At 68.7% G+C, this 26587-nt stretch carries 25 protein-coding genes and 1 pseudogene; 11 read left to right on the top strand and 15 right to left on the bottom strand.

Annotation, left to right across the window (positions count from 1 at the left end):
* Nucleotides 1–30 precede the first annotated feature (30 nt).
* The 4 genes from ACZ9YD_RS01740 to ACZ9YD_RS01725 form a co-directional block, all read right to left on the bottom strand.
* On the bottom strand, nt 31–591 hold the full coding sequence (locus ACZ9YD_RS01740; protein ID WP_465073419.1) for a nucleoside deaminase: 561 nt from the start codon (nt 589–591) through the stop codon (nt 31–33).
* A 26-nt stretch (nt 592–617) separates the two neighbouring features.
* On the bottom strand, nt 618–1007 hold the full coding sequence (locus ACZ9YD_RS01735; RefSeq protein ID WP_465073418.1) for a hypothetical protein: 390 nt from the start codon (nt 1005–1007) through the stop codon (nt 618–620).
* Nucleotides 1008–1017: 10 nt separating this feature from the next.
* Nucleotides 1018–1671: a hypothetical protein gene (locus tag ACZ9YD_RS01730; RefSeq protein ID WP_465073417.1), complete on the bottom strand. Its 654-nt coding sequence runs from the start codon at nt 1669–1671 to the stop codon at nt 1018–1020.
* Between the two features lie 130 nt (nt 1672–1801).
* Nucleotides 1802–3565, bottom strand: a complete 1764-nt coding sequence (locus ACZ9YD_RS01725; protein ID WP_465073416.1) for a glutamine--tRNA ligase/YqeY domain fusion protein — start codon at nt 3563–3565, stop codon at nt 1802–1804.
* 263 nt (nt 3566–3828) lie between these two features.
* Between ACZ9YD_RS01725 and ACZ9YD_RS01720 the strand changes: the two genes are divergently transcribed.
* From ACZ9YD_RS01720 to msrA, 3 genes are all read left to right on the top strand, one after another.
* Nucleotides 3829–5964, top strand: coding sequence for a sensor domain-containing diguanylate cyclase (locus ACZ9YD_RS01720; RefSeq protein WP_465073415.1), 2136 nt, complete (start codon nt 3829–3831; stop codon nt 5962–5964).
* 52 nt (nt 5965–6016) lie between these two features.
* On the top strand, nt 6017–6946 hold the full coding sequence (locus tag ACZ9YD_RS01715; protein WP_465073413.1) for a DMT family transporter: 930 nt from the start codon (nt 6017–6019) through the stop codon (nt 6944–6946).
* 258 nt (nt 6947–7204) lie between these two features.
* A complete protein-coding gene (msrA, locus tag ACZ9YD_RS01710; RefSeq protein WP_465073412.1) occupies nt 7205–7855 on the top strand; it encodes a peptide-methionine (S)-S-oxide reductase MsrA in 651 nt (216 codons plus the stop codon).
* A gap of 51 nt (nt 7856–7906) precedes the next feature.
* Here the strand turns inward: msrA and rnk are convergent, their stop codons facing one another.
* The 5 genes from rnk to ACZ9YD_RS01685 all read right to left on the bottom strand — a co-directional run bounded on the left by rnk (nt 7907) and on the right by ACZ9YD_RS01685 (nt 12975).
* Entirely contained in the window at nt 7907–8329 is a 423-nt protein-coding gene (gene rnk, locus ACZ9YD_RS01705; RefSeq protein WP_159679995.1) for a nucleoside diphosphate kinase regulator, read from the bottom strand.
* Nucleotides 8330–8437: 108 nt separating this feature from the next.
* On the bottom strand, nt 8438–9349 hold the full coding sequence (locus ACZ9YD_RS01700; RefSeq protein ID WP_465073411.1) for a LysR substrate-binding domain-containing protein: 912 nt from the start codon (nt 9347–9349) through the stop codon (nt 8438–8440).
* A gap of 73 nt (nt 9350–9422) precedes the next feature.
* Entirely contained in the window at nt 9423–11006 is a 1584-nt protein-coding gene (gene ahpF / locus ACZ9YD_RS01695) for an alkyl hydroperoxide reductase subunit F (protein ID WP_465073410.1), read from the bottom strand.
* A gap of 196 nt (nt 11007–11202) precedes the next feature.
* Nucleotides 11203–11766 carry an alkyl hydroperoxide reductase subunit C gene (gene ahpC / locus ACZ9YD_RS01690; protein ID WP_465073409.1) on the bottom strand — a complete coding sequence of 188 codons (564 nt, stop codon included), beginning with the start codon at nt 11764–11766 and terminating at the stop codon, nt 11203–11205.
* Between the two features lie 345 nt (nt 11767–12111).
* Nucleotides 12112–12975, bottom strand: coding sequence for an alpha/beta hydrolase (locus tag ACZ9YD_RS01685; RefSeq protein ID WP_465073408.1), 864 nt, complete (start codon nt 12973–12975; stop codon nt 12112–12114).
* Between the two features lie 60 nt (nt 12976–13035).
* Between ACZ9YD_RS01685 and prmC the strand changes: the two genes are divergently transcribed.
* The 3 genes and pseudogenes from prmC to ACZ9YD_RS01670 form a co-directional block, all read left to right on the top strand.
* Nucleotides 13036–13887 carry a peptide chain release factor N(5)-glutamine methyltransferase gene (gene prmC / locus ACZ9YD_RS01680; RefSeq protein ID WP_465073407.1) on the top strand — a complete coding sequence of 284 codons (852 nt, stop codon included), beginning with the start codon at nt 13036–13038 and terminating at the stop codon, nt 13885–13887.
* A gap of 35 nt (nt 13888–13922) precedes the next feature.
* A complete protein-coding gene (gene pip, locus ACZ9YD_RS01675) occupies nt 13923–14864 on the top strand; it encodes a prolyl aminopeptidase (protein WP_465073406.1) in 942 nt (313 codons plus the stop codon).
* 98 nt (nt 14865–14962) lie between these two features.
* Nucleotides 14963–15172, top strand: a pseudogene (locus ACZ9YD_RS01670) (alkylphosphonate utilization protein); the annotation flags it as partial.
* Between the two features lie 27 nt (nt 15173–15199).
* Here ACZ9YD_RS01670 and ACZ9YD_RS01665 read toward each other — a convergent pair.
* The 3 genes from ACZ9YD_RS01665 to ACZ9YD_RS01655 are packed head-to-tail and all read right to left on the bottom strand — an operon-like array spanning nt 15200 to nt 17345.
* Complete coding sequence (locus ACZ9YD_RS01665; protein ID WP_465073405.1) at nt 15200–15760, bottom strand: NUDIX hydrolase; 561 nt, start codon at nt 15758–15760, stop codon at nt 15200–15202.
* Between the two features lie 41 nt (nt 15761–15801).
* Nucleotides 15802–16758: a 5'-3' exonuclease gene (locus ACZ9YD_RS01660; protein ID WP_465073404.1), complete on the bottom strand. Its 957-nt coding sequence runs from the start codon at nt 16756–16758 to the stop codon at nt 15802–15804.
* Nucleotides 16755–17345, bottom strand: a complete 591-nt coding sequence (locus tag ACZ9YD_RS01655) for a nitroreductase family protein (RefSeq protein WP_465073507.1) — start codon at nt 17343–17345, stop codon at nt 16755–16757. The genes ACZ9YD_RS01660 and ACZ9YD_RS01655 overlap by 4 nt, the downstream gene beginning before the upstream one ends.
* 75 nt (nt 17346–17420) lie before the next feature.
* On the opposite strand from ACZ9YD_RS01655, the gene ACZ9YD_RS01650 reads away from it, so the two are divergent.
* The 3 genes from ACZ9YD_RS01650 to ACZ9YD_RS01640 all read left to right on the top strand — a co-directional run bounded on the left by ACZ9YD_RS01650 (nt 17421) and on the right by ACZ9YD_RS01640 (nt 23159).
* The gene (locus ACZ9YD_RS01650) at nt 17421–19757 is read left to right on the top strand and encodes a DUF1631 family protein (protein ID WP_465073403.1); all 2337 of its coding nucleotides are present in this window, start codon (nt 17421–17423) and stop codon (nt 19755–19757) included.
* Nucleotides 19758–19837: 80 nt separating this feature from the next.
* Nucleotides 19838–21964 carry a DUF1631 family protein gene (locus tag ACZ9YD_RS01645; RefSeq protein ID WP_465073402.1) on the top strand — a complete coding sequence of 709 codons (2127 nt, stop codon included), beginning with the start codon at nt 19838–19840 and terminating at the stop codon, nt 21962–21964.
* Between the two features lie 82 nt (nt 21965–22046).
* Nucleotides 22047–23159 (top strand): NAD(P) transhydrogenase subunit alpha, encoded by a 1113-nt coding sequence (locus tag ACZ9YD_RS01640; RefSeq protein ID WP_465073401.1) that lies wholly within the window; start codon nt 22047–22049, stop codon nt 23157–23159.
* Between the two features lie 117 nt (nt 23160–23276).
* Here the strand turns inward: ACZ9YD_RS01640 and ACZ9YD_RS01635 are convergent, their stop codons facing one another.
* From ACZ9YD_RS01635 to ACZ9YD_RS01625, 3 genes are read right to left on the bottom strand one after another with little or no spacing between them, the layout of a single operon-like run.
* A complete protein-coding gene (locus ACZ9YD_RS01635) occupies nt 23277–23726 on the bottom strand; it encodes a DUF3106 domain-containing protein (protein WP_465073400.1) in 450 nt (149 codons plus the stop codon).
* Entirely contained in the window at nt 23723–24100 is a 378-nt protein-coding gene (locus ACZ9YD_RS01630) for a hypothetical protein (protein WP_465073399.1), read from the bottom strand. Before ACZ9YD_RS01630 ends, ACZ9YD_RS01635 begins: the two co-directional genes overlap by 4 nt.
* The gene (locus ACZ9YD_RS01625) at nt 24097–24711 is read right to left on the bottom strand and encodes an RNA polymerase sigma factor (protein WP_465073398.1); all 615 of its coding nucleotides are present in this window, start codon (nt 24709–24711) and stop codon (nt 24097–24099) included. The genes ACZ9YD_RS01630 and ACZ9YD_RS01625 overlap by 4 nt, the downstream gene beginning before the upstream one ends.
* A gap of 136 nt (nt 24712–24847) precedes the next feature.
* Here ACZ9YD_RS01625 and ACZ9YD_RS01620 point away from each other — a divergent pair, with 136 nt between their 5' ends.
* On the top strand, nt 24848–25147 hold the full coding sequence (locus ACZ9YD_RS01620; protein ID WP_465073397.1) for an NAD(P) transhydrogenase subunit alpha part 2: 300 nt from the start codon (nt 24848–24850) through the stop codon (nt 25145–25147).
* Between the two features lie 43 nt (nt 25148–25190).
* The gene (locus tag ACZ9YD_RS01615; protein WP_465073396.1) at nt 25191–26579 is read left to right on the top strand and encodes an NAD(P)(+) transhydrogenase (Re/Si-specific) subunit beta; all 1389 of its coding nucleotides are present in this window, start codon (nt 25191–25193) and stop codon (nt 26577–26579) included.
* Nucleotides 26580–26587 lie beyond the last annotated feature (8 nt).

Genomic DNA, 26587 nt, shown 5'->3' with positions numbered 1-26587 from the left:
TCGGTGTGATCGGTATCGATGTCGCTCATGTCAGTACTTCGCCCCGTCGGTTTCGCCATAGGTGCGCAGCACTGCGCGTGCGTCGTCGCGCAGCAGGTCGCGCACGACTTCGATGCCGCGCTGGTTCAGTGCGCCGATCCAGTCTTCGGGCAGGGGGCCTTCGTCGAACGGCGTCAGGGCCTCGACGTCTTCCGAGCGTGCGCCGATCAGCAGCCGGTCGATGCCGGCCCAGACGGTCGCGCCGTAGCACATGCAGCAGGGCTGCGAGGACGTCGCCAGGGTGATCGGGCCGCCGCGTTCGTTGAGGCGGGGTGTCTGAAGGCGCTGCTGCGCGAGCATGTAGGCCATGGTTTCGGCATGCGCGACCGAGCAGGTATGCGGCATCACCCGGTTCACGCCGACGGCGATGATGCGGTCGTCGCTGCCGAACACGGCCGCGCCGAACGGACCACCGCTCTGCGCCTCGATGTTCATCCGCGAGAGATCGATCGCGAGTGCGACCTTGGCGTCATCGCCGGCGTAGTCGCGCGACACGTCGACGTGTTCGTGCACCCACGCGGGCAGGGTCAGGTGGACCTGGGCATACAGCATTGGACATTCCGGAAAAGAAGCGGGGATCAGCGCAGCAGGCTGCCCGGCGCGGGCGCCTCGCAGCGCGAGTTGACGCAGGCGCAGGACTGGATCTCGACGAATCCGCAGACCCCGGCGATGCCGCGGCGTGCGCAGTCGGCCTGCACCGCCTGCGGATCGACCTGCGCGTTCGCATTGACGCAGGCCGGCTGGTAGCCGCAGCAACTGCCAACGTTCTTGACCGCGCAGTCGCTGTCGACGCGGCAGCTGGCGTCGAGATCCGGCACGCCCGACGGTGCGACCGGTCGATCGATGACCGGCGCATTCGGCGGCGGCGCGGCCTCGGCGACCGACGGCGCAGGCGCCGCGCACGCCACCAGTGCCAGCAACAGCAGGGCAGGCATCAGGCGGAACGGCAGGGCGCGCAGGCGGATCATGCCGGGGATGTTACCGCTCCAGCGCATCCAGCGTGTCGAGTGCCCGCTGGAACCGGACGTGGTCGGGCGCATCGGCGTCGGGGTGCTGCGACAGATAGGTCCGCAGCGCCAGCCGGTATTCGGCGATGAAGGCCGGGTTGGTCGGGCTGGCGTCGTACTGGCGCCGTGCGCGCATGACGGCCTGCACGTCCTCGCGACGCTGCAGGTCGCGGCCGTGTTCGGAGGCGGCGGTCAGGATCACCACATTGCGCGCGAAGCCGGGCACGTACTTGACCTCGAAGCGCTGGCCCAGCGGCGGAATCTCGATCGCGTTGCGCAGCGGATAGAGGGTCGCGGTGGTGGTAGAGAACCTGAAAGTCACGTCGCGTCCGTCTTCGGTGCGCAGCACGCCCTCGTATTTCCAGACGTAGTTGTCGTTGAGCTTGGAGCTGGTCTGGCGCGCGTCGATCAGCACCGCGGTGCCGCGTGTGCCCACCGCATTGAGAAACGCGGCATTGACGAACTGCATGCAGAACAGCGCCAGCATCCACGCGACGAAGGTGGCGATGCCCCAGCCTGCGTTGCGGCGCCAGATCGTCATGCCGATGCCGAACGCCAGATACAGCGGGATCATCCAGAACGGATGCTGGTTCAGCAGGTACAGCAGCATCGAGATCAGCGTCATCGGCGGGGCATCCTGTCCGTCGGTGCGGGTCTGCGTCGGGGAGGCGTGCGGATCGGGGTCAGCGATCCGCACTGCATCGGTGCGGGTCGTGGATCAGCCCGCGCGTCGGCGCGGGCGTGTCGCCTCAGCGTCAGCCGCCAGCTTTGTCCGCCGCCCAGGTATCGCGCAGGGTCACGCTGCGGTTGAACACCGGCTTGGCGGCCGTGTGGTCGACGCGGTCGGCGACGAAGTAACCGAGACGCTCGAACTGGAACGACTGTTCGGGCGCGGCCAATGCTGCGGCGGGTTCGACGTAGCCGGTCACGCTGCGCTTGGACTCGGGATTCAGATGGTCCCGGTAGGTCTTGCCGGTCGACTCGTCGTCGGGTTTCTCGACCACGAACAGCCGGTCGTAAAGGCGGACTTCGGTCTCGACCGCATGCGCGGCACTGACCCAGTGGATCGTGCCCTTGATCTTGCGGTTCGCGCCTTCCATGCCGGGACGCGACTCGGGATCGAGCGTGCCGCGCAACTCGACGATCGCACCGCTCTCGTCCTTGATCACCTCGTCGCAGCGCACGATGCCGGCGCCGCGCAGGCGCACTTCGCCGCCCGGGATCAGCCGCTTCCAGCCCTTCGGCGGCACTTCGGCGAAATCGTCGTGCTCGATCCACAGCTGGCGCGAGAACGGCACCTCGCGCACGCCCTGCGCTTCGTCCTTCGGATGGTTGGGGAAGCTCAGGGTTTCAGCGTGGCCGTCGGGCAGGTTGGTCAGCACCAGCTTCAGTGGATTGACCACCGCCATGCGACGCGGCGCGCGGGCGTCGAGATCGTCGCGCAGCGCGCCTTCGAGCACCGAGAAATCGATGACCGAGTTCTGCTTGCTGATGCCCACGCGGTCCACCAGCAAGCGCAGGCTCGCCGGCGTGTAGCCGCGGCGGCGCAGGCCCTGCAGCGTGTACATGCGCGGATCGTCCCAGCCGTCGACCAGCCCTTCGCCGACCAGCTGGGTCAGCTTGCGCTTGCTCATCACCGTGTAGTTGATGTTGAGGCGCGAGAACTCGATCTGGCGCGGCTTGGCGGCGACGACCGGCAGCCCGCGTTCGCTCAGCGACGCCAGCAGGTCCGGGTTGCCGGCCAGGTCGACGCGGTCCACCACCCAGTCGTACAGCGGGCGGTGATCCTCGAACTCCAGCGTGCACAGCGAGTGGGTGATGCCCTCGATCGAATCGCCCAGTGCATGGGCGAAGTCGTACATCGGATAGATCGGCCAGGCGTCGCCGGTGTTCTGGTGCGTGACCTGCTTGATCCGGTACAGCGCCGGGTCGCGCAGATTCATGTTGCCGCTGCGCATGTCGATCTTCGCGCGCAGCGTGTGCGTGCTGTCGGCGAACTCGCCCGCGCGCATGCGCCGGAACAGGTCGAGATTCTCGTCGACACCGCGGTCGCGGAACGGCGAATCGCGGCCCGGCTCGATCAGCGTGCCGCGATACTCGCGGATCTGCTCGGGCGTGAGGTCGCAGACGAAGGCATCGCCCTGTGCGATCAGCTTCTCGGCGGCGCGGTAATAGACGTCGAAATAGTCCGAAGCGTGGCGCAGTTCAGACCACTCGAAGCCCAGCCAGCGCACGTCGTCCTCGATCGCACGGACGAACTCGAGGTCTTCCTTCTCCGGATTGGTGTCGTCGAAGCGCAGGTTGCAGCGGCCGTCGAACTCGGCGGCGATGCCGAAGTCCAGGCAGATCGCCTTGGCGTGGCCGATGTGCAGGTAGCCGTTGGGCTCGGGCGGGAAGCGCGTGCGCACCGCGGCGTGCTTTCCGCTGGCCAGATCCTCACGGACGATCTGCCGGATGAAGTCCTGGCGTGCCGGGGTGGCGGGATCGGTCGAGGGAAGATCGGATTCGGCGGAAGACATGGAGGCTCGGACGGCGGCGGCGGGAAAGCCGTGCAGTGTAGCGGACGGTCCCAATGCGACGCGCCCGAGTCGAGTGTGACGGGGTGGTTGCGATTTATGTGATGGGCTCCTGCCATAATTCTGTGACGACGGTACGGAAACCGTGGCACGCGAGTTGCGATGGACAGGGTGAGACCAAGGGGGCGGCGCATGCGCGATTCAGCGCATCGGGGCATCGGACAGAGCGGAAGGCGATCGCATGCGGTCGACGGGCGGGCGTACCGATGGAGGTAACCGCGTCGCGCGCGATGCCCGGCCACGGCTGGGTCCTGGCTGCATGTCTTGTCCTGTTGATGGGCCTGTTCGCGGCGCTGGTGTCCGCCACCCAGCTGCGGCCCGGCGAAACTCGTCCGGTCGAGGTCGCGCCCTCTTCGGATGGCGTAGTCCAGCTGCGCTTCGAATTGCCGGCCGAGGCGACGACGCGCTGGGCGCTGTGGTTCCCGCGCGAGCCGGTCAACCGGCTGCAACTGGTTGCTGCCGATGGCTGGCGCAGCGAGGCGCTCGACTTCTTCAGCGTGGGCGCCGACGAGGGCATCCTGCCGGCCGGTTACGCGTTCCTGCTGCCGCGCAATGCGCACGGATCCATGGCGATCGAGGCCGAGGTCGAAGGCGGGCTACACGGCAGCCTGCGACCGGTGCTTGCGCAGGCGACCGACATCCGCCGGGTCGAACGCTCCGGCGTTGCGCTGGCGGGTGCCGTCTACGGCGGCCTTCTGACGCTGGCCGCGCTGGCACTGGCGCTGGCTTACGCGTCGCGCGACCGGTTGTTCATCGGCTTTTTCGGCTTCACCGTCGCGCTGGTGCTGCTGCTGCAGGCGATGAACGGGCATCTGTACGGGCTGCCGGGCGTGCGCTTCTTCGGCCTGTGGGAACTGCAGGGTCTTTCGGCACTGACGCTGGTCCACGCGGCCGCTGCGCTGTGGCTGATCGAGGCTTATGCGATGCGCGGGCGCACGTATCGCCATACGCGGCTGGTGCGCGGCATCGGCATCGGACTGGTCGCGCTGGCGGCGGTGTTCCTGCTCAATCTGCCGTGGCTGTCGCAGGTCTCCCAGGCCGTGAGTGCGGTGGGTTGGAGCGTGGCCGGGGCCGCGGTCTTCGGCATGCTGGTCGACGCCGCGCGACGTGGCGTGTCCATGGCCTGGGCGCTGACGGTCGCGACCGCGCTGACGGTGCTGACCGGCGTGTGGGTGGCACTGGCGCGACATGGCCTGGCCCCGGAAGACCCGTTGCTGCATTACGGCTACCAGGGCGCCGCGGTCGCGTTCGCGCTGCTGCTCGCGTTGGCACTGACCCATCGCATCGGTGACTACCGCGACCAGCGCGACCAGGACCGGCTGGCCCGCCAGGACACCGAGCGCAAAATGCGCCGCGAGGCCGCGCGCGCGGATCTGTCGACCGCCTTGCAGACCCAGCTCAACGGTCTCGATCCGGGCGAGATTCCGTGGCAGGGCTTCCGCCTGCTGATGGATCATCTGCTGCCACTGGTGCAGACCGAATCTTGTATCGCGGTGCTGCGCGGCTATCAGGGCCGCGACCATCTGCTGGTTGAGCCGTCAGACGCATTGCCGTCGGTCGAACATGAGATCAACCGGCGCGGGCTGATCCTGCGCCGCCAGGCGACCGCCGGCCTGGCGTTGCAACAGCCGGTGCGGCCATCCGCGGGCGGGCCGGTCGTGGCGATGGAAGCGCTGATTCCGTTCCAGGTGCGCGCGCCGGGCTGGGGTGTATTGCTGTTGCGGCGCGCAGGCGGCGAAGGCTTCACGACCGACGAAATGTCGGTGATCGGCGAACTGGCGCGGGTGGTGCAGCTGCATGTCGACCAGGCCGCGGCCGCGGTCAAGCTGCGCCGCTCTGCCGAGATCGATGCGCTCACCGGCACGATGAATCGTCGGACGATCGACCTCTGGATCGAGCGCACCTTCGCGGATGCAGAGCGCAGTGGCCGTCCGGTCTCGGTGTTGTTCATCGATCTCGACCACTTCAAGTCGGTCAACGACCGCTTCGGTCATGCCTGCGGCGACGATTGCCTGCGCGGCGTGTCGACGGCGCTGCGCAGCGTGCTGTCTGAGGCCGACATGTTCGGTCGCTATGGCGGCGAGGAATTCATCGCAGTGCTGCCCGGGCGCGATGGCGCCGAGGCGCGCGCGATCGGGGAGCGCATGCGCACCGCGGTCGAGAACTGCGAGGTGCGCCACGAGGGCCAGCGCGTGCGGCTGACGGTGAGCATCGGCATCGCCACACGCCAAAGCGGTGAAGACGCACCGGCCGCGGCGATCGCCCGCGCCGACAAGGCGCTGTACGCAGCCAAGCGCCAGGGTCGCAACTGCGTGCAGGTGGCGCCGGCGATCTTCAGCTGAAGAGCGCCGCGCGGCGCTGCTACGCTGCGCGTCCCCCGCGTGAGTTCCTCCGATGCACGACACCCCGGCTGGTCGCGCTGCACTCGCGTGGATGCTGACCGGCGCCGCGCTGATCGGCACCAACGGTCTGATGGTGCGTCTGGCCGGCACGCCGCCGACGGTCTCGGCCTTCTACCGGATGCTGTTCGCCGGCGTGCTGCTGGCGCTGTTCGTGCATCTGCGCCGCGACTGGCGCCCGCTGCCGCGACGCATGTGGTGGCTGGCGCTGCTGCCGGCCACCGCGTTCGCCGCCGACCTGTGGCTGTGGCACCGGAGCATCCTGCTGATCGGCCCGGGACTGGCGACGCTGCTGGCCAATGCGCAGGTGTTCTTCATGGCGCTGGCCGGGGTCGTGCTGTTCGGCGAACGTGTGGGCCTGCGCTTCGTCGCCGGCATTGCGCTGGCGTTCTTCGGCCTGTGGCTGATGCTCGGCGCAGACTGGGCGACGCTGCCGGCCGATTACCGCTGGGGCGTGTGGCTCGGGCTCGCGACCGGCCTGTGTTACGCGGTCTACAACATCGGCCTGCGTCATGTGCAGCGCGCCGGCAATGTCGGCGCGTCGAGCGCAGCCGCTTCCGCGCCGGTGGCGCAGGTGCTGGCGATGGTGTCGCTGCTGTGCGCGGGGCTGCTGGGGCTGGCGGGGGTCGCAGAGGGCGTGTCGTTCGCGATTCCGACCTGGCAGGCGCTGGGCTGGTTGCTGCTGCTCGCCGCGCTCGGCCACTGCCTGAGCTGGATCCTGATCTCGCGCGCCATGCAGCATCTCTCGGTCGCACTGGTCGGCCTGCTGCTGCTCGTGCAGCCGGTCTGCGCGTTCCTGCTCGACATCCTCGTGCTGCAACGCGAGACCCTGCCGCGCGAATGGCTGGGTCTCGCGTTCACGCTGGCCGGCATCTTCCTCGCGAGCCTGAAGGGCCGCGCGCGGGTGCCGCAGCAGCCGGGCTGAGAACCTGTTCACGCTCCCGGCGTATGTCGCGCCGGAGCGTGTGGGCGTGCAGGCCAAGGAAGAGCGAGGGCGCGTACGTCCGTACGCAACCGAGCGATGACGCGGGCCTGCATGCCCACAGGCCCGGCCCGCAAGGTGGCCGCAACGCGGCCACGCGACGTGCGTCGGGAGCGCGAACAGGTTCTGACACCTTGGAAGCGGGCACGCGCGCCCGCATCCAATACGGACGGCAATCTGCCGCCACCCGGAGATATCGCGATGCTCGGAATCGGAGCCTGGAAACAGCGTCTGCCGCGGCCCCAGGACGCGCTGCCCGGTCGCGACACGCCGGTGACGCTGGACAACACGCATGCCGTGCACGGCCGCCCGCTGCAGGATGCGTTCGAAGGTCTGGAGCAGGTGCAGTTCGGCATGGGCTGCTTTTGGGGCGCGGAACGCAAGTTCTGGTCGCTGCCGGGCGTGGTCACGACCGCGGTCGGTTACGCCGGCGGGGTGACGCCGAACGCGACGTACCGTGAAGTGTGCTCCGGACAGACCGGACACACCGAAGTCGTGCTCGTCGTCTACGACCCGGCGCAGGTCGCGTTCGAGACGCTGCTGCAGACGTTCTGGGAAAGTCACGATCCGACCCAGGGCATGCGCCAGGGCAACGACGCCGGCACCCAGTACCGCTCGGCGATCTACTGCACGACGCCCGGACAGGCCGTGTTGGCCCATCGCAGCCGCGACGCCTACGCCGCGAAGCTGCATGCAGCAGGCTATCCGGACATCACCACCGAGATTCTCGACGAGGCGCCGCCGTTCTATTACGCCGAGAACGAACACCAGCAGTACCTGCACAAGAACCCGGGCGGGTATTGCGGCATCGGCGGTACCGGCGTGGCCTGCCAGGTCGGCGTGCCGCTCTGAATCGTTGCGTTGAACCGTGCGGCGCCCGGGTCGGCGCCGCACGCAGGGCGATCAATGATCGGCGGGCGCGACTTCCAGCACGCGCAGGCGCAGGGTGCGACCGCCGCTGACCGGCCAGTCGATGCGCTGGTCGATCGTCAATCCCAGCAGGGCCGTGCCGACGGGCGCGAGGACCGACACGCGGCCGGCGTCCACGTCCGCTTCGTGCGGATAGACGAGGGTGAGGGTGTGTCGGGCGCCGGTGGCGTCGTCGATGCACGTCACGCGTGCATGCATGCCGACGGTCGCGTCGGCGGGCGCATCGTCCGGCAGCAGGTCGGCGCGGTCGAGTTCGCGCTGCAGCGCAGCTGCGCCGGGGTGTTGCCGCCAGGTCGGTGAAGCGAGCAGCGCGTCGAGGCGCGCGAGATCGTGACGGGTCAAACGGATCGACGGTGCGTCGGAGGGCGGCAGGCCGCTGGTGGAATGCGATGACATCAGGAATTTCCTCGGGTTGGGAGGGCGCTCGAACGACGCCCATACGAAAGGCGACGCAGTGCGCCGCCCGGGGTCCATTGTGACGTGTCCCGCGTGCGCGGGAATGACTCAGGCCGCAGCGTGCTCGAACAACGCGGGTGGCAGATCGCGCAGTACGCCCGTCAGTTCCAGCAGGAACGCGTGCATGGCCGAGCTGCGGCGCCAGACCAGGGCAATGCGCCGGGTCGGACGGGTGTCGCTGAAATCGAGCAGGCGCAGGTGCGGCGAGGGCGCGACCGGCGGCTTGGTCGCCAGCACCGGCAGCAACGTCACGCCGACGTTCGCGGCCACCATCTGCCGCAGCGTTTCCAGACTGGTAGCGCGGAACTCGGCGTGTTCGCCGGCGCCCGATAGGCGACAGACATCGAGTGCCTGCTCGCGCATGCAGTGGCCGTCCTCGAGCAGCAGCAGCTTCTGCGACGACAGCTCCTGCAGGCTCAGGCGTTCGCGCGCGGCGAGCGGGTGCTGGTCGGAGACCGCGAGGAGGAACGGTTCTTCGAACAGGAACTCGGCATGCAGTGCGTCCTCGTCGACCGGCAACGCGAGAATCGCCGCATCCAGACGACCATCGCGCAGCCGCGTCAGCAGCACGTCGCTCTTCTCTTCGACCAGCAGCAGTTCCAGCTGCGGAAACCGTGCGCGCAGCGGCGGCACGGCATGCGGCAGCAGATACGGGCCGAGGGTCGGAAACAGGCCGAGGCGGATCGAGCCGGCTTCGGGATCCATGCTGCGCCGGGCCAATGCTTTCATCTGCTCGACATCGCCGACGATGCGGCGCGCGCGGTCGGCGACCTGCACGCCGATCGGCGTCAGCATGACCTTGCGCGGTGCGCGTTCGACGAGCGCGACGCCGAGTTCTTCTTCGAGCTTGCGGATCTGCGTCGACAGCGTCGGCTGACTGACGAAACACGCGGCCGCGGCGCGGCCGAAATGCCGCTCGTCGGCGAGCGCGACCAGATAACGCAGGTCGCGCAGGTTCACGGCGCGCACTCCGCACATATCCCGGATCGCGCAGGCGATGTCGGGACGTGCAGGGCGCGGGCCGTGCGCTGGATCACGCGGCTTCGGCCTCGGCCGTCTCGACGACCGGCACGCGTATCAGATGATCGAACGCGCTGAGCGCAGCCGTGGCGCCCTGGCCCATCGCGATGACGATCTGCTTGTAGGGCACCGTCGTCGCGTCGCCGGCGGCGAACACGCCGGGCACCGAAGTCTGGCCGCGGTCGTCGACGATGATCTCGCCACGCGGCGACAGCGCGACCACGCCCTTGAGCCATTCGGTATTGGGCAGCAGGCCGATCTGCACGAACACACCCTCCAGTTCCACGCGGTGGCTGTCGCCGCCGATCCGGTCGCGGTAGACCAGCGCATTGACCTTCGCGCCGTCGCCGAGCACGTCGGTCGTCTGCGCGCTGGTCACGATGCGCACGTTCGGCAGGCTGCGCAGCTTGCGCTGCAGCACTTCGTCGGCGCGCAACTGCGCGTCGTATTCGATCAGGGTGACGTGGGCGACGATGCCGGCCAGATCGATCGCGGCTTCGACACCGGAATTGCCGCCGCCGATCACTGCCACGCGCTTGCCCTTGAACAGCGGGCCATCGCAATGCGGGCAATAGGCCACGCCCTTGTTGCGGTACTGGTCTTCGCCGGGCACGCCCATCTGCCGCCAGCGCGCGCCGGTCGACAGCACCACGGTGCGCGACTTCAGCGCCGCGCCGTTCTTGAGCTTGATCTCGACCAAGCCGTCATCGTCGGCCGGCACCAGCTGCGTGGCGCGCTGCAGATCCATGACGTCGACGTCGTACTCGCGCACGTGCTGCTCGAGCGCCGCCGCCATCTTCTGGCCTTCGGTTTCCTTGACCGAGATGAAGTTCTCGATCGCCATCGTGTCCAGCACCTGGCCGCCGAACCGCTCGGAGGCCACGCCGGTGCGGATGCCCTTGCGCGCGGCGTAGATCGCCGCGGCCGCGCCGGCCGGACCGCCGCCGACGACGAGCACGTCGAACGGCTTCTTCGCTGCGATCTTGGCCGCTTCGCGCTTGGCCGCGCCGGTGTCGAGCTTGGCGACGATCTGCTCCAGCGTCATGCGGCCCTGGTCGAACTTCTGGCCGTTGAGGAACACCGTCGGCACCGACATGATCTCGCGCGCCTCGACTTCCGCCTGGAACAGCGCACCGTCGATCGCCACGTGGCGGATGCGCGGATTCAGCACGGCGGCGAGGTTCAGCGCCTGCACCACGTCCGGGCAGTTCTGGCACGACAGCGAGTAATAGGTTTCGAACAGGTAGTCGCCATCGAGGGCCGCGACCTGCTCGATCGTGTCCTTGACCGCCTTCGACGGATGTCCGCCGACCTGCAGCAGTGCGAGCACCAGTGACGTGAACTCGTGGCCCATCGGCAGACCGGCAAAGCGCACATCGATATCCGTATCCGGCGACGTCAGTGCGAACGACGGCTTGCGCGCGTCGGTGCCGGCGGCGTCGACGGTGATCTTCGGGCTCGCATCCTTGAGGTCTTCGAGCAGCGACAGCAGCTCGCGCGACTTCGCGCCGTCGTCGACCGACGCGACGATGTGGATCGGGCGCACCGCGCGCTCCAGATAGGCCTTCAACTGCGCCTTGAGATCGGCTTCCAACATGGCAACGCTCCTGACGACGGGTGGGGGCGTCCGCGACGCGCCGACGAAGCGGGCATCGGAACCGGGGGAGAGGGGTGGACCGCAGCCGGCGGGGGAGGGTGCCGGCTGCGGTCCACCCCCATCCGCGCTGGGCGGGATGGGGTTGGAAACGGCGCGGTGGGCTGCGCCGTCGGGTCGTTCAATCAGATCGGAACGATCAGATCTTGCCGACGAGGTCGAGCGACGGCGCGATGGTCTTCTCGCCGTCCTTCCACTTGGCCGGGCAGACCTCGTTCGGGTTGGCGGCGACGTACTGGGCGGCCTTGAGCTTGCGCAGGGTCTCGCTGACGTCACGGGCAATCGCGTTGTCGTGGATCTCGACGGTCTTGATCACGCCGTCGGGGTTGATCACGAAGGTGCCGCGCAGGGCGAGGCCAGCTTCTTCGATGTGCACGCCGAACGCGCGGGTCAGCTGGTGGGTCGGATCGCCGACCAGCGGGAACTGCGCCTTGCCGACAGCCGGCGAGGTTTCGTGCCAGACCTTGTGCGAGAAGTGCGTGTCGGTGGTGACGATGTAGACCTCGGCGCCCAGCTTCTGGAACTGCGCGTAGTTGTCGGCGGCGTCCTCGACTTCGGTCGGGCAATTGAAGGTGAAGGCAGCCGGCATGAAGATCAGGACCGACCACTTGCCCTTGAGGCTCTCGTTGCTGACTTCGATGAACTCGCCGTTCTGGAACGCGGTGGTCTTGAACGGCTGGACTTCGGTGTTGATGAGGGACATGAAAGCTCCTGGACGGGGGAAAGCGTGCGACTTGCAATCGCGGCCGGCGAATCCGGCTGCGCATAGAGTAGGCGCCGCCTATCGATATGGGAAATCGATTATAGGAATTCAATCGATAGATAGAGGCTATCAATTTGTGTGCGCGAACTGACCGGAAATAGTGTCACCGGAAACGATTACATGGGTGCTTGCAATCACTGTTGCGCTGCAGCAATATCGGGTCAACAGGCGTCGCGCAGCGGTTTTACGCAGTGCCAGCGGCCCAGTCGGCCGCGTACCGGGTTCCGTGTCCGTACTTCCCTCCCACACGTGTCACGGAATTTTTGAAGGCGGCTTCGGCCGCCTTCATTTTGTCTGCGATTCGGCCTCATCAGGATCCAGGCCGATAAACTGGCGGATCGCGGGCAGCACCTCGGGCGCGCGCTCCGGATCGTAGAACGCGGCGGCGGTGACGAAGTGGTTGCCGCCCGGAATGACCTCCAGCGTCGAGGCCACGCCCTTGCGGCGCAGCGCGAAGTCCAGCTTGCGGCTGTTGCCGACATCGACCGTGCGGTCGCCGTCGCCGTGGATCAGCAGGAACGGCGGCTCGTCACCATCGACGAACTTCAACGCCATCGCCTCGGGCCACTGGCTGCGGGGGCCGAAGATCTCCTCGAGCTTGCCGCTGATGACGAAATCGTAGGGGCCGGAGAGGCCGATCACGCCCGCCAGTTCCTTCGGCTTCAGATCGACCGCGGCCAGGTGCCGCGCGTCCGTGCCCAGCAGCGCGGCGATCTGCGCGCCCGCCGAATGGCCTGCGATGAACACGCGCTTCGGGTCGCCGCCGTACTCGGCCGCGTGATCGACGGTCCAGCGCACCGCGTGCGCGGCATCGCCCATGAAGGCCGGGAAGCCGGCCGCCGGCCAGGTGCGGTAATCCGCGACGATCGCCACGACGCCGTTCTGCGCCAGGCGGCTGCCGACGAAGCGGTACTGCGCGCGCGTGCCGTACTGCCAGGAGCCGCCGTAGAAGAACAGCACCACCGGCGTATCGGGCGCGGCGTTCTGCGGGCGGTAGATGTCGAGCGCCAGACCGCGCGTGGTGTCGTAGACCGCAGTGGCATCCGGCTGTGTGCTGTCGCGATTGACGAAGCCGAAGAACGCGCTCTGACAGCCCGAGACCAGCAGGGCGAGCGTGGCGGCGACACAGGCGTGGATTGAACGGCGCATCGGTGATCTCCTCGAGGTGCGACACCATGCCCGGCCGGGGGCCGGCTACGATGTGAAGTCATGATTACGAATCCGAGTCCCGCGTTGGATGCATTGCTGCGCGACGCCGCCGGCCGCATCGACGCGACCGACGCGCGCTGGCTGCTCGCACATGCCGCCGGCCGCTCGCAGACTTGGCTGTACGCGCATGCACGTGATCCCGCGCCCGATGGCGTGGCCGCACGCTTCGAATCGCTCGTCGCGCGCCGCGCCGCGGGCGAGCCCGTCGCCTATCTCACCGGCGTACGCGGCTTCTTCGGGCTGGATCTGGCGGTGACGCCGGCGACGCTGATTCCGCGGCCGGAAACCGAACTGCTGGTCGAACTGGCGCTGGCGCGGCTGCCCGGCGCCGGCGCGCGCGTCGTGGATCTCGGCACCGGCAGCGGCGCGATCGCATTGGCGATCGCCCGCGAAAGACCCGACGCCGCGGTGCTGGCGACCGATGCCAGCGTCGACGCGCTCGCAGTCGCCCGTGCGAATGCACAGGCGCTGGAGGTCTCGAACGTGCGCTTCGCCCACGGCGACTGGTACGCGCCGCTGGCCGGTACGCGCTTCGACGTGATCGCCAGCAATCCGCCTTACATCGAAGATGCCGACCCGCATCTGGCGCAGGGCGATCTGCGCTTCGAGCCGGCCTCGGCGCTGTCGTCCGGTGCCGATGGCCTGGATGCGATCCGCGTTCTCGCCGCGGGTGCGCTTGCGCACCTCGCGCCCGGCGGCTGGTTGCTGGTCGAACACGGCCTCGCGCAGGGCACGGCGGTACGCGCGTTGTTCGAACAGGCGGGTCTCGTCGAGGTTGCGACCGAGCGGGATCTCGAAGCCCGCGACCGCGTGACGCTGGGCCGCGCGCCCGGGAGCGAAAAAGCCAGCTGATAGACTGGGGACCGGTTTTTCCCGGATCCACGCGCATGCGCCAGCTCTATCCCGCGATCGAACCCTTCGACACCGGCACGCTCGCCGTCGACGACCGCCACACGCTCTATTACGAGCAGTGCGGCAATCCGAAGGGCAAGCCGGTGGTGCTGCTGCACGGCGGTCCGGGTGGCGGCTGCAGCCCGAAGATGCGCAGCTTCCACGACCCGGCCAAGTACCGGATCGTGCTGTTCGACCAGCGCGGCGCCGGGCGCTCGACGCCGCATGCCGATCTCGTCGACAACAGCACATGGGATCTCGTCGCCGACATCGAAAAACTGCGCGCGCATCTGGGCATCGATCGCTGGCAGGTGTTCGGCGGCTCCTGGGGCTCGACGCTGGCGCTGGCCTACGCGCAGACGCATCCGCGCCAGGTCACAGAGCTGATCCTGCGCGGCATCTTCATGCTGCGTCGCTGGGAGCTGGAGTGGTTCTACCAGGAAGGCGCCTCGCGCCTGTTCCCGGAAGCCTGGCAGCAGTACATCGCCGCAATTCCGGAAGCCGAGCGGGGCGATCTGATCGGCGCGTTCCACAAGCGTCTGACCAGCGACGACGAGACCACCCGGCTTGCCGCCGCGCGTGCGTGGAGTGTCTGGGAAGGCGCCACGAGCTTCCTGCACATCGACGAAGATTTCGCCGACAGCCACGCCGACGCGGAGTTTGCGCTGGCCTTCGCGCGCATCGAGAACCACTACTTCACCAACGCGGGTTTCTTCGAGGTCGACGACCAGCTGCTGCGCGATGCTTACCGCATGGTCGACATTCCCGGCGTCATCGTCCACGGCCGCTACGACGTGGTGTGTCCGGTGCAGAACGCGTTCGATCTGCACCAGGTGTGGCCCAAGGCCGAACTCGTGGTCACGCCGGCCTCGGGCCATTCCGCGTTCGAGGCCGAGAACGTCGACGCGCTGGTGCGCGCGACCGATCGTTTCGCCTGACGCATGCGCCGCAGTCGATCTGCGGCGTCATCTCCCATCTCGATGCGCGACGGCAGGCCCGTCGCGCGCAGGAAATCCCGATGTCTGAAGAAGAAATCATCGTCAAGGACAGCAACGGCGCCCGCCTCGCCGACGGTGACGCGGTCACCGTGATCAAGGACCTCAAGGTCAAGGGCACCAGTGTCACGCTCAAGCGCGGCACGCTGGCCAAGAACATACGTCTGACCGACGACCCCGACCTGATCGAATGCAACGTCGAGAAGGTGAAGGGTCTGGTGCTGCGGACGGAGTTCGTCAAGAAGGCCTGAATGGTTGCGCCAGCGGCGGCAACTCCCTCAATCCGCGGGTGAACCGTCCGGATTGAAGTCGACCATCCACAGCCCGGCCCAGAGCTTGAGATCGAGTTCGAAGCCTTCCGCGTGTTTCTGCATCAGCCATGCCGGCGCGGTCGCGCGTGGCACGGTGTGGACGATGATCGCTTCGTCGTCCACGCCGCCGCCGTCGCCAACCCGCGTCAGTTCGCGCGCCCGCACGAACGCGACGCGCTCGTTGCTCATGCCGGCGGTGGTCGGGCCGGTGAGCAGCACGTCGACGCGGCCTGCGGACCAGCCGGTTTCCTCGATCAATTCACGCCGCGCGGCGTCTTCCAGCGAATCGGTGGAGCCGCCGTCGCCGACAAGTCCCGCCGGCATCTCGATCGTGCGGGCGCCCAGCGGCACGCGGTACTGCTCGACGAACAGCACTTCGTCGTCCGGCGTCACCGCGATCACCAGCACGGCCATGCCGTTGCCGCCGTGCGTGCGTTCGCACGCTTCCCATGTGCCGTGGCGGACCAGCCGCAGCCAATCGCCCTGATAGAGGACTTCGGTGTGTTCGCGCATCGATGGATTCGTCATGCGTCGATGCTAACGCGCGGCCGTGACGACCGACAGCGCGTTCAGGCCATCGCGGGCGGCGTGTAATCCAGACCAGCGACGGTATGCAGTCGGCGACGCGTCAGCGGCCCGAAACGCAGGGTTTCGCACAGCGCATGCAGCGCCGTGGCATCGCCGGTGCGCCGTGCGAATCCGGTCGCGCCTTCGCCGAGCGGGGCGTCGCAGGCGATCGTCGTCAGCTGGCGATACAGGCGTGCCGCGTCGGCGTGCTGCCGGAGCTTCGGCCCGACCTGACCGGCGCCGCGGAAGCGCAGGAACTGGATCTCGTCGCTGCGTTCCAGTAGCGCATCGAGCGTGCGGAAGTGGTGCAGCAGACTCGCCGCGGTCTTGCTGCCGATGCCGGGCACGCCGGGAATATTGTCGACCGCGTCGCCGCACAGCGCGAGGTAGTCGGCCATCTGGTGCGCTTCCACCCCATGACGGTCGCGGACGCCGGCCGCGGTCCAGCGCACGCCGCGCGCGTAGTCCCACTGCTCGTCGGCGCCTTCGAGCAGCTGCGACAGGTCCTTGTCCGCCGAGACGATGACACCGTGGTGCGCGCGCGCGCGTCCGGCCACCAGTGCGCTGCCGATCAGATCGTCGGCCTCGTATTCGGTGTCCGCCAGCACGACGAATCCGAGCGCGCGGCACAGGGCCTTGCAGTGCGCGAACTGGCGACGCAACTCGTCCGGCGCCGGCGGGCGGTTGGCCTTGTAGGCGGGGTAGATGCGGTTGCGGAAGCAGCTGTCGAGCGCTTCGTCGAACGCGATCGCGACGTGCTGCGGATTGGTCCGCTCCACCAGCTCGGCGAGAAAGCGCGCGAAGCCGTGCACCGCATTGGTCGGCCAGCCCTCGGCATCGCGGAACTCGTCGGGCATCGAATGCCAGGCGCGGAACACGTAGAGGCTGGCGTCGACCAGATACAGCGGCGCGGTGGGCGGCGCCGGCGTCGCCTGCAGCGTCTGCGGGGGCAGGCTCACGGCGCGTGCCAGTCCGTCAGCAGCGTGGCCGGGTCCGGACGCTCGCGTTCCGGCGCTTCGATGCGCGGCGTGCCGATGTGGATGAAGCCGGCGACGCGCTCGTTCGCATCGAGACCGAGCAGGGCGAGGACTTCGGGATCATAGGCGGGCCAGCCCGACAGCCATGAGCCACCGAAGCCCAGTGCCTGCGCGGCCTGCAGCAGGGCGAAGCAGACGCTGCCGGCGGTCAGCAGGCGCTCCACCTCGGGAATCTTGGTGTCCTCGGGATCGAGGACCGCGACCACGACGATCACCAGCGGCGCATGTGAGAACCGACGGCGGTCCTTGTCGAGGGCGCCGTCGCCGATGCCGGGATCGCGTTCGAGCGCGCGCGCTGCGAGCCGTTCACCGAGTGCGTCGCGATCGGCGCCTGCGATGCGCAGGAAACGGAACGGCACGCGCTTGCCGTGATCGGGCACGCGCGAGGCCGAACGCAGCATGCGCAGCAGGGTGGCGTCGTCCGGGCCGGGCGCCTCAAGCTGCTTGGCGGGGACGGAGCGGCGTGTATCGAGCGCAGCGAGCGCCTCGTGTTCAGTATTTGCGGAGATGGTCACAGACCTGCCGTGGGGGTTCGGGAATCTTATGCACGGGGCATTACGCCTCCTCCCCCTATTCTTCACCAAATGACGCATCACCACGATATCGGTGTCGGTTCTCGATCGCGCGCGGGCCCGACGCGCGACGCTGCGCGCGTCCTCGAGACGCTGCGCCACGACGCCGTGACCGCGTTGGGCGGGGTGCTGTCGGGTTTCTGGAGTGCGATCGAGGAGCAGGTCCGGCTGGCCGCGCTCGCGCGCCACGACTACATGGTCGCGCAGGAAGAGCGCATGGCCGTGCTGGAGCTGAGCCAGCGGGCGCTGGAACTCGCGACCCGCTTCCGCAAGGCGATCGAGACCGAATTCGACCAGTGGCTGGCTGACCGCCCGGCGCCGCCGGTGGCCGACGGCCTGTCGCTGATGTCCGAAGGCGAGCTCGAGGTGCATCTGGCCGCGCAGCAGATCGTCGAGCTGATGGACCATCAGTTCCTGCATCCGATCACTGCCCTCAACGATCGCCTGGATGCGCTGGCCTCACGGCTCGGTATCGAGGGCGTGCACGCCAATCCGCTGCGTCCGGAAGTGCCGGTCACCGCCTTCATGCATCTGTTCGAGGCAGACGAACTGCCGGCCGGCTTGCGGACGATGGTGTTCAACCAGTTCGACAAGCGTCTGCCGGGGATCCTCAACGAGGTCTACGCCCGCGCCAATGCCTCGCTGGATGCTGCCGGCATCGGACCGGGTGCGGTCGCGCCTCAGACCGCAGCGCGGCCAGGTGTGCGTGCTGCGCCGTCGGCGCGGACCACGCGCCATGATGCTGCCGGCGACAGCTGGGTGCCCGAAGGCGGCGTGGTGGCGCACTCGGAACCCGAGCGTTCCGCCGCGGCTCTCGATGTGGACTCCTCTGAGCCCGGTCCGCTGTCGTCCGGGCTCATGGATGTGCTCGCCGCGCACGGCCATGCGCCTGCCGCTATGAGCGCGCCGCGTGGCTATCGCGATCTCGTGCGCGAACAGCTGCACCAGTGGCGCGAGCGTCGCGTCCACGACCAGACGCCGGATGCGGGCGCGGACGGCACCGGCGGGCCGGTGCTGGGCATGTCGCAGTTGCTGAGCGTCGCGCGGATGCTGCAGGGCGATGACCCGGCGCCGTTCGCACGTGCGCTCGTCGGTGATGACCGCCGTCGCCTCGGTGACGTGATTCGCGACGAGCTGCTGCGCGGTCTGCGCGAGCTGGGCGTGGATACCGAGCAGACGCCGCTGAGCCGCGAGGACGAGGATGCGATCGATCTGGTCGGCATCCTGTTCCAGGCGCTGTTCGACGCCAACGATCTGCTGCAGCAGGCCCGCGACATCTATGGCCGGCTGGTGATGCCTTATCTCAAGGTCGCGCTGACCGACGATTCGATGTTCAACCAGCGTGCGCATCCCGCACGCCGGTTGCTCGACGCGGTGACCGAGGCCTGCGACGGCAACGTCGGCGACTCCCCACAGGACCGCGATCTGCTCGACCAGGCCGGCCGCGTCGTCGACCGCGTGGTCGACGAGTACGAAAGCGATCAGGCAGTGTTCGAACTCGCCGCTGGCGAATTGCGCGAGCGTCTCGACCAGCAGCGCCGACGCGCCGATGTCGCTGAGCGGCGTGCGGCGGAAGCGATCCATGGTCGCGAGCGGCTGCAACAGGCACGCCGCAGCGTTGACGACATGGTGGCCTCTCGCTTGTCCGAGCGCCGTTTGACCGCCGCGGTCGCGTTCTTCCTCGACCGCCACTGGCGCCACCATCTCACCCAGACCTGGCTGCGCGACGGACCGGATTCGGCCCGGCACCTGGCTGCGATCGGCATTGGCGACGCGATGGTGCAGGTCGATTTCGACGCCGCGCACGCGCTCGGTACTGCGGTCGCCGACGAACTGCTTGCGCTGCAGGTGCCACTGGCGGAGTGCTATTCCAGTTGCGGCCTCGATGCGAACGCCGCGCGCGATGCGGTGGCGCGGATCATCGCCGCCCTGGCGCTGCCCGATACGCAGCGCAGTGTGCATGCGCCGCAGTCGCCCGGGGTCGAGGACGAAGCGCCCGATCCCGCCTTGCGACTCGCCGGTGGCCACGATGCGCTGACGTTTGATCCAACGATCGCCGCGCGCATGCGCCAGTTGCGTGTAGGCCAGTGGCTGCGTCTGGTTGATGACGGCGGCCGTGAATCGGCTGCGCGCGTCGCATGGATCAGTCCGCTGAGCCAGCGCCTGCTGATCGTGAACCGTCGCGGCATCCGCCGCATGGTGGTGTCCCCCGAGGAACTGGCCGCGCTGGTCGGCGCCGGCCGCGCGGTCGTGCGTGCGGTCGATGCACCGTTCGATGAGGCGATGAAGCAGCTCTGGCAACAGCTCAACGCCGCGAACGATCCTGCCGGCGACGCCGCGACCGGCTGACGTCTGTGCGTCTGCGTTAAGACGCGCGGACAAGGCTTGCGCTATTGTCCGGCGATCTTATGGGGGACGGAGTGGGCGCAATGCCCGTGTCGACGCAAGGACCGGGCGATGCCCTGCGGACGGAAACGCCCGCGCAACTGATGGAAGGAATCCGTCGCGAGGCGACTGCGCGGCTTCTGCCGCTGCTAGGCGAAACCCTGCGCGTTGAACGCGCGCGTCTGCAGCGCGCCTGCGATGAGGCGACGCAGGACACCCCGGCGCGGGACGCGGATGCTGAAGACCTGACCAGCCTGACCGTGCTCGCCGCCGAGCTGATCCAGCACGAGCACCGCTGGCAGAAGGCGTTGGGCGAGGTGTTCGCCGCGTGGCCCGAGCCGCCTTCGTCCCATGCCCGCAGCGCGTTCTCTCTGCTGTCTGACGACGAGCTGCAGGCGCAGCTGATCGGCCAGCCGGTTGCCGAAGCACTCGATCGACGTTTCGAAAGCGTGCGCGACATCATCGATCGCCGGCTGCACACGCTGGCCGGTCGTCTGCAGTATCGCGGCCGGCCGGCCAATCCGCTGGCCGCGCGTTTCCTCGTGGAAAGTTTTCTGCGCGCCTTCGAGGCCGGCGATTGCGGCCGTCGCCTGCGCGCGTCGCTGCTGCGGCGACATGAAGCGCTGCTCGATGCCGAACTGGGCGGGCTCTACGCCTGGTGCAATACGCGTCTGGCCGACGCCGGCTGCGCGTTGGCGGGCGACAGCGACCACGCATCGCTGATCGCGGGGCTCGGCGGATCGACGGACGCCTTGCCGGCCAACAAGACCCGGATCTGGGAGCAGGGCAATGCGGTGGCGCAATCCGGTTCCGGTGCATCGTCCGCGGCGCGCGCCGACGCACCACGCGGCAATCTGCTGCGCCGGTATGCGCGGCGTCAGCGCGACGCCCGACGCGCGGAACTCGACGCCGCCGAACGCAGCTTCCGTCGTGATGAATTCCTGTCGACGCTCGCGTTGCTGCAATCCGAACGCAGCCTGCCGCCGGGCGACACGCACGCCATCCGTTTGCGCGAAGGGCTGTACGCAGTCGCCGGCGGCCTCGGTATCGACCGCCGGACGGTCGCTTTCGACGGCGAACAGGACGAGGCGTTGATCCTGATCGGCGCGCTGTTCGACCTGATCGCCACGCGCCATCAACTGACGGCCGGCGCGCGCGAGCGTTTCGCGTTGCTGGCCGTGTGCTGGCTGCACCTCGCGCTCGAGGATGCGTATCTGTTCGAACCTTCGTCACCGCCTGCGATGCAGCTGCTGTCGGCGCTGGTCGAGCTGTGGGACGGCATCGACTCCGACGACCCGCGATCGGTGGAGCAGCAGGCGCTCGCCGACCGTATCGCCGATGCGGTGCTCGACGGGCCGCAGGGCGATGGCCGGATATTCGCCGCGCAGCTGGCGCAGATCGATGGTGCGCTCGCCGCCAACCGCCGGCGCGCGGAAGCGGTGGAGCGTCGCACCTGGCAGGCCCTGCGTGGTCGCGAGCGGCTCGATGCAGCGCGTCGCCAGGCGCGGATCGAACTGACGCGCCGGCTCGACGGCCGCCCGCTGCTGCCATCGGTCGCCGGCTTCTTCGATGTCGAATGGCGTCAGGCGCTGGCGCAATCCTGGCTGCGCGACGGCGACAGCTCCGATCGCTATCGCGAAGTGCTGTCGCTTGGCGACGCGCTGGTCGAATCCGACGGGCTGGCGGCGAACGACGGCGGCAGCGCGGTGGCCGATCGCCTGCTCGGCATCCTGCCTGCGCTGCGTGACTGCTGCGCGCAGTGCGGCAACGATGCGACTGCCACCGAGGCGCGGCTGGCCGGTCTGGTCGCCGAACATGGCAGTCCGACATCGCGGCAGGTGCATGCGCCGACACCGCCGGCCGATGACGACGCGCCGCTGCTTGCGGACGATGCCGATCCGCAGGCCGGTCTCGCCGACACCACGTTCGCCGAAGGGCAGCGCTTTATGCAGCCTGATGGCGCGGGCGCCGGGCGCACATTGCGGCTGGCGTGGCGCAGTTCGCTGAGCGGCGCCTGCCTGCTGGTCAACGCGACCGGCGCGCGCGAGTGGTTGCTGATGCCCGCCGAGCTGCACGCCATGATCGAGGCTGGCCGGCTGCAGGCCCGCCCCGGCGGCGGCGCGGTGTCCCAGGCGCTGACGACGCTCGCAGCGCAGGCCGCCACGGCCTGATCGACCTGTCCCGGCACGCGGCATGTCTGCGACCTGCGACATGGCCTAGGATGACGTCGACTCCAGGGCGAGGACGATGTCGATGGCGGTGATGATCGGCGTGGCGCGTGAGACCGCGGTAGGCGAACGGCGCGTGGCGCTGACGCCGGAGACCTGCAAGAAACTCGTGGCAGCCGGCGCGCAGCTGCGCGTGGAGCGTGGGCTCGGCAGCGCTGCCCATTTTCCAGATGACGCCTACAGCGATGCCGGCGCGGCACTGGTCGACGATGCGCGCGCTGCGCTGGCGGGTGCGGCCGTCGTGCTCTGCGTGCGGCCACCGGAAATCGAGCGTCTGCAGGGGCTTGATGCGGGCACGGTGCTGGTCGGCGTCTTGCAGCCGGAAGCCGATCACGCGCGGGGCGAGGCGATCGTCGCGCACGGATTGATCGCGTTTCCGCTCGAACGTCTACCGCGCACGACGCGCGCGCAGTCGATGGACGTGCTCAGTTCGCAGGCCAGCATGGCGGGCTACAAAGCCGTGCTGATCGGCGCGCAGCTCGCACCGCGATTCTTTCCGATGCTGACGACCGCGGCCGGTACGATCCGCCCATCGAAAGTGCTGATCGTCGGCGCCGGCGTCGCGGGTCTGCAGGCGGTCGCGACTGCGAAGCGCCTCGGCGCGCAGGTCGAGGGCTTCGATGTGCGCCCGGAAACGCGCGAGCAGATCGAATCGCTGGGCGGACGCTTTCTCGATTTGGGCGTCAGCGCCGCGGGCGAAGGCGGCTACGCGCGCGCGCTGACCGACGACGAGCGCGCCGAACAGCAGCGCCGCCTCGGTGATCACCTCAAGGGCATCGACGTCGTCGTCTGTACGGCAGCGGTGCCCGGACGGCCCGCGCCGAAGATCGTCACCGCGGCGATGGTCGCCGGCATGCGGCCGGGCAGCGTGATCGTCGATCTGGCCGCCGAGAGCGGTGGCAACTGCGAGGCGACGCAGCCGGGCGAGACCGTGGACGTCAGCGGCGTCGTCGTCGCCGGCCCGCTGGACCTCGCCTCGATGGGCGCCACGCACGCGAGCGAGATGTTCGCGCGCAACGTGCTCAATTTCGTCCAGCTGTTGCTGGTCGATGGCGCGCTGGCGCCGGACTGGAACGACGAGCTGCTGGCGAAAACGGTGTGGCCGGTGCGGGCAGCAGCTGAAGACGCCGCGACCTGAAGTCTGCGGCTTCCTGGACGTGCGAAGTCGGTAGCCGATGGGTTTCGCGGCGCTCTGCCCATCCCAGGGATCACGTCGTGCTGTGACGGCAGCCGCGGGATTCGCGACAGGTGTCGATCAGGGGCCGCGTGAGCCGCGACGCGGCGGCGCGGGGTTTTCCGCGGCCCAGCGGCGGCGCTGCTCGGGTGTCATCTGCTTCCAGCGTTCGCGCAGCGCCTCGCGCTCGGCGTCGGGTAGCGCGCGCAGCTTGCTGTAGAGCGCGCGCGCTTCTTCGCGCTGGTCGGGCGGCAAGTGCTTCCAGCTGTGCATGCCGTGGCGTGCCTCGGCGCGCTCGGCCGGCGTCATCGACTGCCAACGCTGCGCATGCTCGAGCATGCGGCCGCGCTCTTCGGCAGTGGCGTTGTTCCAGCGTTCGCGTACCGGGCCGATCAGCTGTTCGCGCTGCGTGGGTGTGAGTTGGTCCCAGGCCGGCGGCGGCGTGGACTGGGCGAGCGCGGCGTTGCCGCACAGCAGCAGCAACGGCAGTGCGGCGGCGAGGAGAACGGTTCGGGTCAGTGACATGGTCATTCCGCAGCCAGCAGGGTGGACTCGTTGGCGGCGAGCCAGCGATAGAAGTCGGGTGATTCGTCGTAGCCGGCCAGTGCTTCGTCGACGCCTTCGTCGATGTGCGCGGCCGATTCGGCCGCCGTGAGCACGGGCGTGGGCGTGGGCGCATTCGCGGCCGGCATCAGCATGCGTGCGCCGATGGCAAGCGCGCACAGCGCGGCGAATCCAGTCGCCAGCGGCATGCCCCAGCCTCGACGCGCGGGCGCAGTTGCCTGCGACGCGGCATGGCGTGCGCGATGCAGGCGCGTCGTGGTCGCAGGGGTGATCGTGTCCTGCGCTTGGGCGTAGAGCGCGCGCAGCGCGGCATCGTCCTGCGGGTCGTGCGACCGGTTCATCGGAATTCCTCCAGGTGCTTCTGCAGCGCCTCGCGGGCGCGGAACAGATGGGTTTTCACTGAGCCCTCGCCGCATCCCATGATGCGGGCCGTGGTTTCGACATCGAACTCTTCGAGCACGCGCAGCGAGAACGCTTCGCGCTGGCGCCGCGGCAGCTGTCGCAACGCCTCGGCCAACCGCCCCCAGGCCTCGCGCCCGTCGTGGTTGCGGGCCGGGTCCGGGCCGGCATCGGCCCAGTCGATTTCCTCGCCGTCCGGCGCGCGTGCATCGCTGAGCCAGCTCAGCCGAAACGTGCGCCGACGCTGCACGTCGATGATCCGGCTGCGCAGCACGGTCCAAAAGAGCGGCGTCCATTCCGACGGCGGTCGTTCGCGATAGCCGAGCATCTTGATCATCGCGTCCTGGACCGCGTCCAGTGCGTCCTCGCGGTGGCGCAGGCCGAGTTCGGCGAAGCGGAAAGCGCGGCGTTCAACACTGGCGAGAAAGCCTTCCAGCGTCGTCGGCTGCTGCACGGGTCGGGCGGCGTCGGCCGCGACAGGAGAGTCGGTCACGTCGCCAAGACTACCGTGCGCGATGTGCGCATGCGGCTCGCGGAAGTGGCTGCCATCCATTGTCGGGTCGTCGCCAGTGGCGGGGTGTGCACAGGTCAACGCGCGCCCGGCGTGGCGGTTGACGTGGCAGTTGTCGCGCGGCTGGCGCGCCGTTCAACCGCGGTTATGATGCGAACGACTCGCCCGGGGAATCGCAATGATCGATGGTGTCGTGGCGCTGTACATCTTCATGCTGGCGGCGATCGCCGGCCACGTGATCATCTCGCGGGTGCCGGTGATCCTGCACACCCCGCTGATGTCGGGTTCGAACTTCATCCACGGCATCGTGCTGATCGGCGCGATGCTGGTGCTCGGCCACGCCGATACCACGCTGGAGAAGGTCATCGGCTTCATCGCGGTGTTGATGGGGGCCGGCAATGCCGCCGGCGGTTATGTGGTGACGGAGCGGATGCTGGAGATGTTCAAGCCGTCCGGTCGTGCGGGGAAGCCGCAGTGATGGCCTTTGAAGTGCGGGCGGGTTCGCACGCAAGGCGCATCGCATGAGCGGCCTGCAGTGGCTCGTCGCTGCCAGCTATTTCATCGCCGCCACGCTGTTCCTGCTGGGCCTGCAGCGCATGGCCTCGCCGCGCACCGCGCGCTCGGGCATCCAGTGGGCCGGTGTCGGCATGGTGCTGGCGACGGTGGCGACGTTCTTCGTGCCGGGGCTCGCGAACATCGGCCTGATGCTGGTGGCGATCGCGCTCGGCACCGGGCTCGCGTGGGTGTCGGGCAAGAAGGTCGCGATCACCGACATGCCGCAGATGGTCGCGCTGTACAACGGCCTGGGCGGGGGTTCGGCGGCGGCGATCGGTGCGGTCGAACTGCTGCGCTGGTCGGCGGCGGGCGGCGCACCGGCCAGGTTGTCGCTGGTGCTGGCGGTGCTGGGCGCACTGATCGGCGCGATCGCGCTGTCGGGCTCGGTCATCGCCTGGGCCAAGCTCGACGGGCGCATGGACAAGCGCTACGTGTTCCCGGGCCAGCAGCTCTTCAATCTGGCGGTGTTCGTCGGCGCACTGATCGCCGGCGGGCTGATCGTGCACGCGCTGGGCGTTCCGGCGGTCGTGGTGTTCTTCGTGCTGGCGCTCGCGCTGGGCGTGCTGATGACGCTGCCGATCGGCGGCGCCGACATGCCGGTGGTGATCTCGCTCTACAACGCGCTGACGGGTCTCGCGGTCGCGTTCGAAGGCTACGTGCTGGGCAACGAGGCGCTGATCATCGCCGGCACCATGGTCGGCGCGGCCGGCATGCTGTTGACGCGGTTGATGGCCAAGGCGATGAACCGCTCGATCGCCAGCGTGCTGTTTTCCAGCTTCAGCGCCGGCGGCACCGCGGCGGCGATCGAAGGCAGCCAGAAACCGATCGAGGCCGCCGACGTTGCCGCGCAGATGGCGTATGCGGAGCGCGTGGTGATCGTGCCCGGCTACGGCATGGCCGTGGCCCAGGCGCAGCACAAGATCTGGGAGCTGAGCCAGCGGCTGATCGAGCGCGGGGTCAAGGTGCGCTTCGCGATCCATCCCGTCGCCGGGCGCATGCCCGGGCACATGAACGTGCTGCTGGCCGAGGCCGGCGTGCCCTACGACCTGATCGTCGACATGGACGACGTCAATCCGGAATTCCCGAACACCGACGTGGTGCTGGTGATCGGCGCCAACGATGTGGTCAACCCGGTCGCCAAGACCGACCCGCAGAGCCCGATCTACGGCATGCCAATCCTCGACGTGGTGCTGGCGAAGAGCGTCGTGGTGATCAAGCGCGGCAAGGGCACCGGCTTCGCCGGCATCGAGAATGCGCTGTTCTACGCCGACAACACCCGCATGCTCTATGGCGATGGCGCCGAAGCTGCGGGCGCGCTGGTCGCGGAACTCAAGGCACTCGACGGCGGCCACTGAGCCGCGGC

The organism is Luteimonas sp. AC640a (assembly GCF_979256585.1).
The sequence above is the reverse complement of the archived record's forward strand: the minus strand, read 5'-3'. Positions and strand labels throughout refer to the sequence as shown.